Origin of the sequence: Pseudofrankia coriaricola, assembly GCF_001854805.1 — a bacterium.
GTDB lineage: Bacteria > Actinomycetota > Actinomycetes > Frankiales > Frankiaceae > Pseudofrankia.
Map to the genome: position 1 here is coordinate 35771 of NZ_MBLO01000114.1, position 13429 is coordinate 49199.

10 protein-coding genes are annotated in these 13429 nt (G+C 73.3%); 7 read left to right on the top strand and 3 right to left on the bottom strand.

The annotated features are described in order from the left end of the window. Positions 1–9: 9 nt before the first annotated feature. The 4 genes from BCD48_RS16935 (at position 10) to BCD48_RS53740 (ending at position 4926) form a co-directional block, all read left to right on the top strand. Positions 10–1080, top strand: coding sequence for an LLM class flavin-dependent oxidoreductase (locus BCD48_RS16935; RefSeq protein ID WP_241841787.1), 1071 nt, complete (start codon positions 10–12; stop codon positions 1078–1080). Between the two features lie 199 nt (positions 1081–1279). Next, positions 1280–1756 carry a phosphoribosyltransferase gene (locus BCD48_RS16940; RefSeq protein ID WP_071049363.1) on the top strand — a complete coding sequence of 159 codons (477 nt, stop codon included), beginning with the start codon at positions 1280–1282 and terminating at the stop codon, positions 1754–1756. Positions 1757–2120: 364 nt separating this feature from the next. Continuing rightward, on the top strand, positions 2121–2870 hold the full coding sequence (locus BCD48_RS16945; RefSeq protein ID WP_241841788.1) for a siderophore-interacting protein: 750 nt from the start codon (positions 2121–2123) through the stop codon (positions 2868–2870). 169 nt (positions 2871–3039) lie between these two features. Beyond that, entirely contained in the window at positions 3040–4926 is a 1887-nt protein-coding gene (locus tag BCD48_RS53740) for a serine/threonine-protein kinase (protein WP_071049365.1), read from the top strand. Positions 4927–5086: 160 nt separating this feature from the next. Here BCD48_RS53740 and BCD48_RS16955 read toward each other — a convergent pair whose 3' ends face one another. Further along, positions 5087–5755 (bottom strand): NAD(P)-dependent oxidoreductase, encoded by a 669-nt coding sequence (locus BCD48_RS16955; protein ID WP_071049366.1) that lies wholly within the window; start codon positions 5753–5755, stop codon positions 5087–5089. Positions 5756–5825: 70 nt separating this feature from the next. On the opposite strand from BCD48_RS16955, the gene sigJ reads away from it, so the two are divergent. Continuing rightward, positions 5826–6716 (top strand): RNA polymerase sigma factor SigJ, encoded by an 891-nt coding sequence (gene sigJ / locus BCD48_RS16960; protein WP_071049367.1) that lies wholly within the window; start codon positions 5826–5828, stop codon positions 6714–6716. Positions 6717–6789: 73 nt separating this feature from the next. On the opposite strand, the gene BCD48_RS16965 is transcribed toward sigJ, so the two are convergent. Further along, positions 6790–7509, bottom strand: coding sequence for a CAP domain-containing protein (locus tag BCD48_RS16965; protein ID WP_071049368.1), 720 nt, complete (start codon positions 7507–7509; stop codon positions 6790–6792). Between the two features lie 426 nt (positions 7510–7935). Here BCD48_RS16965 and BCD48_RS16970 point away from each other — a divergent pair, with 426 nt between their 5' ends. Continuing rightward, positions 7936–10365, top strand: a complete 2430-nt coding sequence (locus BCD48_RS16970) for a WD40 repeat domain-containing serine/threonine protein kinase (protein ID WP_083418763.1) — start codon at positions 7936–7938, stop codon at positions 10363–10365. 39 nt (positions 10366–10404) lie between these two features. Here the strand turns inward: BCD48_RS16970 and BCD48_RS16975 are convergent, their stop codons facing one another. Then, positions 10405–11538, bottom strand: a complete 1134-nt coding sequence (locus tag BCD48_RS16975; RefSeq protein WP_241841789.1) for a sulfite oxidase — start codon at positions 11536–11538, stop codon at positions 10405–10407. A 160-nt stretch (positions 11539–11698) separates the two neighbouring features. On the opposite strand from BCD48_RS16975, the gene BCD48_RS16980 reads away from it, so the two are divergent. Continuing rightward, positions 11699–13390: a SulP family inorganic anion transporter gene (locus BCD48_RS16980; RefSeq protein ID WP_071049369.1), complete on the top strand. Its 1692-nt coding sequence runs from the start codon at positions 11699–11701 to the stop codon at positions 13388–13390. Positions 13391–13429 lie beyond the last annotated feature (39 nt).

The following is a 13429-nucleotide window of genomic DNA, read 5'->3' on the forward strand; positions in this document are numbered from 1 at the left end:
GCGACCTCGATGTCCCAGGTACCGACGCGCGGCGAGGAGCCAACCGAGCCTGCGGAGCCGGCAGAGGCGGCGGAGGCGGCGGAGGCGGAGCCGGTTCTGTCGCTCGGGCTTCCGCCCAACGTCCGGGTGGTCGAGTACGCCAGGCTGGCCGAGCGGCTGGGCTACCACCGGCTGTGGCTGTTCGATTCGCCCGCGCTGTACGGCGACCTGTGGATGGCGCTCGGCCGGGTCGCCGAGGCGACCGAAAGCATCGGGCTCGGGACCGGGGTGGCCGTGCCCAGCCTGCGTCATCCGATGGTCACCGCGGCCGCTGTCGGCACGGTCGAGGAGCTCGCCCCCGGCCGCCTCACCTGCGCGTTCGGCACTGGCTTCACGGCCAGGGTGGCGCTGGGCCGCCCCGCGATGAGGTGGGCGGACCTGGCGCGCTACGTCCGCCAGGTGCGCGCCCTGCTCGCCGGCGAGGCCGTCGAGATCGACGGGGCGCAGGCGCAGATGCTGCACCGGCCGGGCTGGGGACCGTCCCGCCCGCTTGCCACACCACTGTGGGCCGCGCCGATGGGACCCAAGGGGTTCGCGACCGCGCGGGACCTCGACGTCGATGGCGTCATCTTCCCGGTCGTTCCCAACACGCCGCTGACCGACTGGAAGTCGCGGGCGCTGCTCGCGCACGGAACCGTCCTGCGCCCCGGCGAGGACCACACCAGCCCTCGGCTCGTCGAGGCCGTCGGGCCGTGGTTCGCGACCAGCTTCCACGGCGTCTGGGAGCTCTACCCACACGTCCTCGACAGCCTCCCCGGCGGTCCCGAGTGGCGGGCCGAGATGGAGGCCAGCCGACCGGCCGGCCAGCGCCACCTCGCGGTGCACGAGGGCCACGTCGTCACCCTCACCGAGGCCGATCGTGCCGGCATCGCCGCCGCCGGCCCGGCCATCCTGGGCACCGGCTGGACCGGCGAGGCCGCCTCGATCCGGGCCCGGACGCGCGAGGCGGGCGCCGCGGGGGTCACCGAGGTGGTCTACACACCGTCCGGCCCCGATATCCCGGCCGAGATCGAGGCGTTCGCCGCCGCCGCCAGGACCTGAACGCCACGAGCGGCGCCCCGGGCCACGAGCGGGGCCCCATGAGCGGGCGCCGCGGGGCCATGAATGGCGCCCGACGAGCGTCGTGGCCGTTCAGAGGTGGTTGGGCGATGTGGCTGTGTTCGGGTGGATGGCGTGTGGAATCCGTACGCCCGGGCAGGCGGCCCTGGGTGTCGAGGTCTGTTCTGTACCGTTCATTCGCGTGACGGACGAGCGTGAGGTTCTGGACTGGCGGACCTTCGGTGTCGCATCGAGGGAGCTGGCCCAGCTGGTCGCCGACGACGGGTTCCGGCCGGACCTGATCCTGGCGATCGCGCGCGGCGGCCTGTTCGTGGCGGGTGCTCTCGGCTATGCGCTGTCGGTGAAGAACCTGCACGTGATGAACGTCGAGTTCTACAACGGCGTCGGCGCCACTCTGGACATGCCGGTGATGCTGCCGCCTGTGCCGAGCACGGTCGACTTCTCCGCGAAGAAGGTACTGATCGCCGACGACGTGGCGGACAGTGGCAAGACCCTCGTACTGGTCCGGGACTTCATCCAGGACCAGGTGGCCGATGTGCGGTCGGCCGTGGTCTACGAGAAGTCCCGGTCGCTGGTCAAGTGCGAGTACGTCTGGCGGCGCACCGACCGGTGGATCAACTTCCCGTGGAGCACCCAGCCCCCGATCGTGAATCCGTGAGTGCCGTGTCTCGGAAGGTGCTGGTCCGGAACGTGCTGGTCCGGAACATGGTGGCTCGGAATCCCGACGTCTGACCACGGACCAGGACCGGTAGCGGCGGTCAACACACCGCGGACACCTTCGGGCGCGAGCTGATCGCACTGCCGCGGCGCCTCTGAGCCGCTCCTCACAGGACATCACCCAGCCCTTCTCGCAACCATGTTCGCGATATATCGTGAGCGTATCGTCCGTTGCGGAACGGACGGCTGAGCGATGGAGGTCGTCGATGGCAGAGCAAGGAAGCAGACCGGGCGGAGGCGGCACAGGGCCCGGAAGGCCGCCTGGGCCGGGCCGGCGGCGCCCGCCGCCGCGACCGGTCGAGGTGGTGTCCGTCGCGCGCCTGGCGCCGTGGCTCGTGTCGGTGTCGCTCGGTGGCGACGCCCTCGCCGGGTTCGCCGTCGACGCACCCACCTCGCACATCAAGGTGTTCATCCCGCCGCCCGGCGAGGCCCTGGTGCTGCCCACTCCTGGGCCCGAAGGGCTCGTCTGGCAGGCGGATGCGCCGCGGCCGGTGATACGTACCTACACCCCGCGCCGCTTCGACCCGGCCACCGGCACGCTCGAGGTGCAGTTCGCCCTGCACGGCCCCGGGCGCGCCGCGTCCTGGGCCGAGGCGGCCAAAGCGGGTGACCGGGTGGCCGTCGCGGGGCCTGGCGGCCGCTTCCGGCTCGACCCGAGAGCGGAGCGCTGGTGGATCGCCGGCGACGAGAGCGCCGTTCCGGCGGTCGCCACCCTGCTGGAGGCGCTCCCGCCCACGGCCCGGGCCGAGGTGCATCTCGAGGTCGCGGACGCCGCCGACGCGATTCCGTTGCCAGGCCCGGCACAGACCTCGGTCACCTGGCACCCGCGGCGAGACGCCGCGGCCTACGGCGCCGAACTCGTCGAGGCCGCGGCCGGTTCCTCCTTCACCGCCGGCACCAGCGCCTGGGCCGCCTGTGAGGCGGGTGCCGTGCGTCGCATCCGCCGGCACCTGTTGACGGAGAAGCAGGTCCCGGCGGCCGCCCTGACCACCCGCGGCTACTGGCGGCTCGGAACCATGAACCATCCCGACCACGATTACGGGGACGACAGCTGACCGACGGGCGTCGGGCGTCGGGTCCGCCGAACCGTCTCGGGCCTGGGGTCTCCGGGTGCGGCGGCCGGTCAGCGCGGGGTGGAGATCGTCGGACGGGCCGCCCGGTATCGGCCGAACTGGGCCGGTATAGCGTGACGGGTGAGAACCGGTCACCGTGTGGAGTTACCCCGTGATTGATGGCTACAGCTCGTTCGAGCGGGTCGGGGGTGGTGGATTCAGCACCGTCTACCGCGCCTACCAGGAGGTCTTCGACCGGCAGGTCGCGGTCAAGGTCCTGCACGCCGATCTGCATGACGACGACGCGCGGCGCCGATTCCTGCGTGAGTGCCGCGCGACGGGCCGGCTGACCGGGCACCCGCACATCATCACCGTGTTCGACGCCGGCACCACCCGGGAGAACCGGCCGTATCTCGTGATGGAGTACTTCCCCGGGGGCTCGCTCGGCGACTCCCTGCGGGCGCGGGGACCGTTGCCGGTCGCGGCCGTGGCGAACCTGATGCTCCCGATCGCCGACGCGCTCGCGACCGCCCACCAGGCCGGCATCGTGCACCGCGACCTGAAGCCGGCCAACATCCTGCTGCGTGGCCCCGCCGACCCGGTCCTGTCTGATTTCGGCATTGCCGGCGTGTTCGACGCCGGGAATGCCGCCACTCTGTCGGCCGCCTATACCCCCGGCTACGCGGCGCCCGAGGTGCTGTCCGGCGACCCGCCCAGCCCGCCAGCCGACCTGTTCGCCTTCGGCGCCACCCTGTTCGTCCTGCTCGCGGGCAGCTCGCCGTTTCCGGGGAAGCTGGCGACGCAGATCCTGCCGCGCATTCTCGCCGGGGAGATCGCCCCGCTCGACCGTCCCGATCTGCCGCCGGATGGCCTCGCGCTGGTTCGGTCACTGCTGGCCGCCGATCCCAGCCAGCGCCCGGGCTGGGAGGAGATCTCGGCGCGGCTGACCTCGCTGGCCGCGATCGACGGGCCGGAGCCGAGCGGCCCCACGGCGCGCGTCGACGCGCCGGCGCCGGCCAGCGCCGCACCTGTCAGCGCCGGCGGTCCTGACAGCACCGACCGCCTTGGCGGCGCCGACGATCCTGACGGCGCCAACCGTCCTGAGGGCAACAACTACCACCCTGAGAGCACCGACGGATTCGGCGGCGCGACCGTCGATGGCCTCGTCCCGCTGGCGGGGCCCGCCGGCCCAGAGCCAGCCACGTCGGCCACGTCGGCCACGTCGGCCGAGGGCCCGTCGGCGGCCCGCTCGCCGGACCGACCTGCCCGGCGGCGGTCACTCGTTCTGCTGCTCCCGGTCGTCGCGGTCGTGGTGATCGCCGTCCTGATCGCCGTCCTGGTGACCCGGCCGGGCGGGGACGGCGACGAGCTGCCGCCCGGCCGCGGCGTGACCGACCGCGCGGACAAGGCGGCGGGCCTGAGCGGCAAGGACGAACTCGCGGCGGCCACCGAGGCGCTCGACGTGACAGGACCGCCGGGGGCGGGCGCGGGGACCCGGACCGGCGTCGGGGCCTCCGGCCCAGGGTCTGGTTCAGCGGCGTCGGGCGCGCCGGGCGCGGATCCGGGAGGGGCGATCCAGAGCTCGGCGGGCGGGCCGGCGGCTTCCTCCGAAGCGGTGCCCGGAGGCTCGCCCGCACCGGCGCCACCCGCGCCGCCGGAATCCAGCCCGCCGGCGCCGCCGGCCGGCGAGTCCTGCGCGTCGTCGGCGGTGACGACCACCGACTACAGGAACCGGAGCTGGTCCACCCGCTACGTCTGCCGGACCTACGTCGGCTCGGCGGTCTACGCGAACGTCAGGACCAGCGACGGGTCCCTCGACGACTCCGGCTACATGGACGCCGCCAACCAGGTATGGGTGATCTGCCAGTACCAGGGCCGCGCCAACCCGACGATCCAGGGCAACACCAACACCTGGTGGCTTTACACCCAGGGCGACACCGCCCGCGACAACGCCTTCGGCTACACCCACGCCTGGGGGTACCTGCCGGCCACCGCCGTCGCCCAGGGCGGCCAGAACGAGGCGATCCCCGGCGTCCCCAGCTGCGGTGGCTACCTGTGACAGGCGCCGCCCCCCGGCAGCGTTTGCCCGGCGGCATCCAACTGGCAGATCACCAGTGACGTGTTGTCGTAGTCGTGGATCCGGTCAAATCGCGACCCTGGCGACACGTTCGCGACGATCATGAATGAGCGCGGGTGGGCAGACCTGCGCCGCGGCTGGGCTAGTTGGCGACGCCGACGGTGTGCTCGACCGTCTGGGGCTCGTCGAGAGCGCGCAGCATGCAGTGGGCCACATCCGCGCGGGAGACAGCGACGCCGCCGCGCAGGTTCCGGTCGAGGGCCGTGCGGTAGGTGGTGGTCAACGGGCCGTCGGTCAGCCGCGGCGGCCGGACGACCGTCCAGTCCAGGTCGCTGTCGCGCAGTACCTCCTCCATCCGGGCGAGGTCGGCGTAGTGCGCGCGCAGGACGGTCCTGATGCCGGGGGAGAGCAGGAAGCGGGTGAAGAAACCGTCACCGGCGTCGTGCCGGGGCGGGCGCGGCCGGCCCGGCGAGGGGACCTGGCCGATCGGCGCCGCGCTGACGACGACGATTCGCCGGACGCCGCTCGCGCGCATCGCCGAGGCGATCGCCGTCGTGCCCCGCCAGGCGACCCCGGCGTCCTTCTTCCCTCGGGCGCCGAGGCCGGACAGGACCGCGTCCGCGCCGGCGAGCGCGGTCGCCAGCGCCGTGGGGTCGGCTGCCGCGAGGTCGGCGGCGACGACCCGCGCCGGGACCGGCGGCAGCGCGTCCGGCCGGCGCACGACGGCGGTCACCTCGTGACCGGCCGCGGTCGCCTGCTCGAGAAGATGCCGCCCGATGCCACCCGTGGCCGCGAAGATCGCTAGTTTCATCGTTGCTCCAGACGCGTCAGATCCGCCCATCGCGGTTCGTCATCGGTATGACGGATCCAGAGGGGGAACCATGACCGACGGCGGCGGCGACCCGCTCACCGAACAGTTCGAGACCCATCGGCCACACCTGCGGGCGGTTGCCTACCGCATGCTGGGTTCCCTCAGCGAGGCGGACGACGCGGTGCAGGACGCGTGGCTGCGGCTCACCCGTGCCGACCGCGGGGACGTGGTGAACCTGCCCGGCTGGCTGACGACGGTGGTCGCGCGGATCTGCCTGGATATGCTCCGGGCGCGCCGGGCCCGACGGGAGGAACAGTTCGGGGTCCACCTGCCCGAGCCCCTGGTGAGTCGCGAGGACGCCACCGACCCCGAGCAGGAGGTCCTGCTCGCCGATGCCATCGGGCTCGCGCTGCTGGTGGTGCTCGACACGCTGACCCCCGCGGAGCGCATCGCGTTCGTGCTGCACGACCTGTTCGGGGTGCCGTTCGACGAGGTCGGCAGGGTCGTCCGGCGCTCACCGGCCGCCGCGACGCAGCTCGCCAGCCGCGCCCGGCGCCGGGTGCGTGGCGCCGGTGTGACCTCGGACGTCGACCGCGCGCGGCACCGGGAGCTCGTCGACGCGTTCCAGGCCGCGGCGCGCGACGGCGACCTCGACGGCCTGCTCGCCGTGCTGGACCCCGACGTCGTGCTGCGCGCCGACGCCGGCACCCGGCTGGGCGCGTCGGGCGAGGCCCGCGGCGCCCGGGCGGTCGCCGCGGAGGTGTCGACGTTCGCGCCGATGGCTCCGTTCGGGCGGCGGGCGCTGGTGAACGGAGTCCCGGGAATCGTGGTCATCCCGACTGGCATGACGCCGACCGCGATCCTCGGCTTCACGGTGCGCGGCGGACGGATCACCGAGATTGACGTGTTCGCCGACCCCGACCGGCTGCGGCGGCTGGACCTGACGGCGTTCGCGCCCTGACCCGGCGGTGCCATCCCTCGAGGGCCGTCCGCGGCGGTGAACGCGGACGGCCCTCGAGGCGGCGCGTGGAGCGTCAGAGGCGGCCGAAGTCCTGCGTCCAGTAGTAGCGGTAGGAGCCGCCCTCGGCGTAGCCGACGCCGATGTGGGTGTAGGAGCAGTTGAGCATGTTCGCGCGGTGCCCCGCGCTGTTCATCCACATCTCGACGGTCTGCGCCGCTGTCGTCCCGCCGGCGGCGATGTTCTCCCCGATGGAGGTTCCCGGGAAGCCGGTCGCGCGGATCCGGTCCGCGAACGAGCGTCCATCAAGACTCGTGTGGCTGAAGTAGTTTTTCTGCGCCATGTCCGCGGAGTGGCCCTGCGCGGCGGCGGTGAGGCGGGCGTCGACGGCGAGCGGGCCGCAGCCGGCTTTGGACCGTTCGACGTTGGTGAGCCGGACGACCTCGTCGGCCTTCGTCCCCGTGGCGGGTGGCGGCGGGGCGGCGGGTGACGTCGTCGTCGGCCGTGGGGCCGACGTCGTCGGCGGCCGCGTCGTGGGGACCGTCCTCGGCGGCGTCGTCGCCGGTGCCGGCGGGGCGGCGGGTGACGATGTGGGCGCCGTCGGCCCGGTCGTGGGCGAGCTCGTGGTGGATGGGCTCGCGGCCGGCGAGGTGGTGATGGCCGGGGTCGCGGTGGCCGTCGGCCGCGGGTTCCCACCGCCGGACGGCGGCAACGAGGCCGGCTTACAGGAGGCGAGGACCGCGGCCAAGCCGACGGCGGCCATGACGCCGGTGAGACTTCTGGAGACAGAGGTCATGAAGCACTCCCTCGGGCACCCCTCCCCAGGAACAGGCGTAACGGTAGCAAATCGGTCTGCGCCGACATCAGGCCCATCCGTCAACACCCGGGAGCTGGTGCCGCGGCCGCGGATGTCAGCCCCAGCCGGAACCGGCCTTGATCGCCGCCGGCGTGTCGCCAGCGTCGCGATTCCGCCGCATCCGCGACGACGGCGGCACGTGCGCGGCGATCACCGGGGACGAACGATGCCCGAGGAGGCACTAGTGATCACGTAGTCCGTGCATTGGGCTGCCGCCTCGCGCGAGCCGCGAGTAACTGACGGGTTGACGACTCTGGCAACCGCCTGCCGGGGGTCTCGCGACGATGTTCCGTAACAGGCGACGCAGGGGGACAAGGTGAGCACGAGTCCGGAAGCGGACGGCGCGGCGCGGCGGCGGGGGCCGCGGTGACCCTGGGCGCGCCGGGGGGCGGCACGGCTGGCGCCCCCCTGAGCGAGACCGACCCGCGCCAGGTCGGCGCCTACACACTGCTTCGCCGCCTCGGGCGCGGCGGGATGGGACTGGTCTACTACGGCCACAGCCAGCAGGGACGCCCGGTCGCGGTCAAGGTGATCCGTCCGGAGGTCGCCGCCGACCGCGAGTTCCGGGCCCGGTTCCGCCACGAGGTGGCCAATGCCCGCAGGGTCCGGGGATTCTGCACGGCTGAGGTTCTCGACGCCGACACGGACGGCGAGCTCGCCTACCTGGTCACCGACTACGTCCAGGGCCCGACACTGGCCCAGGCGATCAGGGAGCGCGGGCCGCTCGCCCGTCCCGACCTCGAGCAGCTGGCGATCAGCGTGGCGACGGCGCTGACGGTCATCCACAGCGCCGGCGTGGTCCACCGCGACCTCAAACCGGAGAACGTCCTGCTCTCGCCGACCGGCGCGCGGGTCATCGACTTCGGGATCGCCCGCGCACTCGACGCGGCCACCGCGCTGTCCCGGGAGATCCGGCGCGTCGGCACGCCGGCGTTCATGGCGCCGGAACAGGTCGCGGGCACCGACCTGACGCCGGCTGCCGACATCTTCGCCTGGGGCGGCATCGTCGTGCACGCCGGCACCGGCCGTCTCCCCTTCGGGGACGGCCCCACGGACGTGATCTTCTACCGCATCGAGACGAAGCCGCCCGACCTGTCCGGCCTGCCCATGCCGCTGCGGGACATCGTCGCGGTCGCCATGCGCAAGGACCCGGAGCTCCGGCCGACCGCCGCCGAGCTCTACGGCATGCTGCTCGGCGCGTCAGTGCCCGCCGCGCCGGAGCCGTCAGATGACGCCGAAGCCGGGCCCGAGGCCACCGTCATCTCGACCCTTCCGCGGATTCCGCCGCTGACCATCCCGCCTACCGCCCTGTCGGTTCCTCCGGGCGGCTCGGTTCCTCCAGCCGGCTCGGTTCCGCCGGCTGGCTCGGTTCCCCCGGGTGGCTCGGTTCCTCCGGCCCTGTCGGTTCCTCCGGCCGGCCGGCCCGATGACGTGCACCTACCCGCGGGTGCCAACCCGCCCGGCTTCATCCCGTGGGGCCGCCGGCGACGCCGCGGCCGGGCGCTGGTCGCGGCGGGCGTCGCTCTCGTCGTGGCGGCGGCGCTCACGACCGTCGTGCTGCTCAACCGTTCCAGCGGCGGGAACGACCCGTCAGCCGATGACCTGGCAGCCGGCTCCCGGACACTCGCCGCGCGGGCCACGGCGGCCGGGCCGACCGGCCGTGCGTTGTCGCTCCGGCTGGCGACGGCGGCCTACCGGCTGGCCCCGACGTCCGAGGCCCGCGCGGCGCTGCTGGCCGCCGCGGACAGCAAGCTCGCGACCCTGGCGGTCCTCTCCGGTCACACCAACAACGTCATCTACGTGGCGTTCAGCCCGGACGGCAAGGTTCTCGCCACGACCAGCGACGACGGGACCGCCCGGCTGTGGGACCTCACCGGTTCCGGTGGGCCGACGACGATAGCCACCCTCATCGGGCATACCGGCGAGGTCAACGGTGTGGCATTCAGCCCGGACGGGAAGACGCTCGCCACCGCCAGCGAAGACCACACGCTTCGGCTGTGGGATGTCACCAACCCGCGCCAGCCGGCGCCGCTGGCGGTCATCACCGGTCACACCGAGTCCGTGTACGGCGTCAGATTCAGCCCGGACGGCCGGATCCTGGCGAGCTCCGGCGGCCTCGACCACACGGCCCGGCTGTGGGATGTGACCAACCCGCGGCAGCCGGCGCCGCTGGCGACGATCAGCGGTCACGACGGTGCCGTCTGGGGCCTGGCGTTCAGTCCGGACGGGAAGACGCTCGCCACGGCCGCCACCGACCAGAAGGCCAGGCTGTGGGACATAGGCAACCCCCGCGAGCCGGCGCCGTTGGCGACGATCAGCGGCCACACCAGCTTCGTCCTGGACCTGGCGTTCAGTCCGGACGGGAGGACGCTCGCCACCGCCAGCGGCGATCGGACAGTCCGGTTGTGGGATGTCGCCCACCCCCGGCAGCCGGTGCCGCTGGCCACTCTCACCGGCCACACCAACGAGCTCTACGGGGTGGCGTTCAGCCCGGACGGCCGGACGCTCGCGACCACCAGTCGTGACCAGACCGCCCGGCTCTGGGACGTCACCAGCCTCCGTCAGCCCCGGCCGTTGGCCACCCTCACCGGCCATGAGGACCGCGTCTACGGGGTAGCGTTCAGCCCGGACGGCCGGCAGCTCGCCACCACCAGCACCGACTGGACCGCCCGGCTATGGACCGTCGACGCCGCCGAACTCGCCCAGCGAGCCTGCGCTGTCCCGACCGACCGCCTCACGCCGGCGGAATGGGCCCGCTACCTCCCGAACCTGCCGTACCGAGCCACCTGCCCCTGAGCTCGCGGCTCCTAGCTCACGGCCGGTGGCGGTCGTGTGTCAGGCGGCTCGGCCGGTGACCCGTACCCGGGTCCAGGCGTTGTTGCCGTAGCCCTTCGGGTTCCACAAGGTCGCGGGCTGTTCCGGCTGCACGGTGGCGCTGGTGTCCCAGGCACGCGCGACGATGTCCACCGGCCCGGGCGGGATCCGCACTGTCGTATCCCACAGCCGCCAGGCCCAGGGGCTCGGCGCCGGGCCGAGGTCGGCCTGCCGCCAGGGGCTGGCACCGTTCGCGTCCGGGCCGGTGCCCTGGCGTGACCCCGGCGTCTCCACCCGCACGTCGACGCGGGCGACACCGCGGCCGTCGCCGGCAATGGCGTATCCGCTGATCCGGTTCGGCCCGGGCGGGAGCGCCTGGCCGTCCTCGGGGGTGAGGATCGCGGCGTTGACGGCCAGGGGCCCGAGCGACAGGCCGGCACCGGCCGCGGCCGCCGCCGGGTCGACGTCCGCGGGTAGCAGCCGGTAGGCGCTGGCCTGGAAGTAGTTGTCCGAGGGCTGTTCCTGGACGTGGATGTGCTCCACCCACTTGACGCTGCGCGCACCGATGTAGCCGGGGACGACGACCCGGACCGGGGCGCCGTGTGCCGGAGGCAGTGGGGCGCCGTCCATCTCCCAGGCGAGCAGGACCTCGCCGGCCATCGCCTTCGACATCGGCACCGACCCGCCGAAGGGCTGCGGGGGATCGGCGAGTTCGGAGACGTCCGCGGCGCCGAAGGCGACATGCCCCGCGTCGGGCCAGGGCTCCGCCGCGGCCAGCACATCCGCGAGGCTCACGCCGGTCCACCGGGCCGTGGAGATCACGCCGGATCCCCACGGAACCTCGTCGGGGATAGGGCGGACCGCGGCCAGCTCGGCCCGGCGGTTACCGGCGCACAGCAGCGTCGCCACCATCGTCCGCTCGGGGAATCGGGCGCGAAGCTGCGCCAGGGAGAGCACCAGGGGACGGCGGACGACCCCGTCGACCCGCAGGCGCCACGAGTCCGGGTCGATCTGAAGGATCGGGCCGTGGTTGCGGCTGTAGAAGGTGTCCAGAGGCGTGATCGGTCTGTCGGCGAGCGCCGCCGCGGGAGGTTCCGCGTTGAACGGCTCCTCCTCGTAGACGATCATGTCGTCGCGCTTGTCCCATGCCGCCACGCGGGCCGGTGTTCCCGGGAGGCGTGATGAGCAAACAGTCGACACTTGACCACTCGGCGCCCACATCTTCGACACCGCCCACCCAATCAACCTCGGAACGTAGCTTTATGGCTACGCGTTGTCGTGGTGTCTGCAGCCGGCCTACGACTGGAGTCCGCACGTGCCCGACGAGTCCCCCGCGCCCGACACGAGCGACACGAGCGAAACGAGCAACCTGAGCAGTCCGGGAGGCCCGAGGGACCTGAGCAAGCCGGGAGAGTTCCCGCCGCGAGCCTCGCCGGACCGGCGTGACGCGCGTCCCCGGTGGCGCGCCGACGTCGAGGCGTCGCTGGTGGTCTTCCTGGTCGCCCTGCCGCTCTCGTTGGGCATCGCTGTCGCCTCTGGAGCACCGGTCGCCGCCGGAGTCATCGCCGCCGTGGTCGGCGGTGTCGTGGCGGGCGCCCTGGGCGGCGTCCCCCTTCAGGTCTCAGGCCCGGCGGCAGGCCTCACCTCGGTGGTCGCGACGGTCGTGGCGACCTACGGCTGGCGGGCCGCGTGTTTCGTCACCGCCGTCGCGGGCGTCCTGCAGGTGCTTCTCGGCGTCAGCCGGGTCGCCCGCGGCGTGCTCGCGATCTCGCCGGCCGTCGTGCAGGGGATGCTCGCGGGCATCGGGATCACGATCGTCGTCGGCCAGGTCCACGTCGTGCTCGGCGGCGCCGCGAGGTCCTCGGCGCTCGACAACATCGTCGAGCTCGGCCGCCAGTTCGGGACCGTCCACGTCCCGGTGGCGGCCGTGCTCGGCCTGGCGACGGTCGTCCTGATGCTGGCGTGGCCGCGGCTGCCGTGCCCGCTCGCGAGCGTGCCCGCGCCGCTGGCGGCGGTGACCCTCGCGACCATGGCCTCGTTCGCATCCGACGTGCCCCGCGTCGCGCTGCCCCATGACGTTCTCAGCTCACTCGCCCTGCCCGAGCTGCCCGGCGGCCCGGCGACGGGCATCGCGACCGCCATCCTCACCGTCACGCTGATCGCCAGCATCGAGTCACTGCTGTCGGCCGTCGCCGTGGACAACATGCACGGCGGTCCTCGCGGGAACCTGGACCGGGAGCTGGTCGCGCAGGGCGCCGCGAACACCGTTTCGGGGCTCGCGGGCGGGCTCCCGGTCACCGGTGTGATCGTCCGTAGCGCCACCAACGTCCGCGCCGGAGCCCGGACCCGCGCCTCGACCATCCTGCACGGACTCTGGATGGCCGGGTTCGCCCTGCTGCTCGCGCCGCTGCTGCGCCAGATCCCGCTCGCGGTCCTCGCCGGGCTGCTCGTCGTGATCGGCGTGAAACTCGTCGACCTCGCCGGAGTCCGGGTCCTGTCCCGTCATGGGGACCTCGCCACCTACCTCGTCACCGCGGGCGGCGTCGTGGTCCTCAACCTCCTGGAGGGAGTGGCGCTCGGAGTGGGCGTGGCCGTGCTGCAGACGCTGCGGCGCGCTCTCGTCACGGCCGTCCACGTCCACCCGCCAGCGGCTGGCGGCCTGCCGTGGCGGGTGGTCATCGAGGGAACGCTGGCCTTCCCGTCGCTGCCCCGGCTGGCACGCCAGCTAGCCCGGCTGCCCGCCGCCGCGCCGGTCCAGCTCGACCTCGCCGTCGACTACCTCGACCATGCCGCATACCAGCTGATCGACAGCTGGACCCGCGCCCGCCGCCACGACGGCACCCGCGTCGTCATCAACGAGATCGGCACACCCGTGCTCAGCCAGATCCGCGAGGGCCGCCCGCCGCCGCGCCGGCTTCGAGCGGCCTCGGCCGCCACCGCCCCCTCGGCCGCCACCAGCCCCACCGCGACCTGCGCGGCTTGTTCAGCTCCGTTCGCCGAGGGTTAATGCGCGGCGCTCCGACGAAGCGCCGGCTGGAGGCGATGG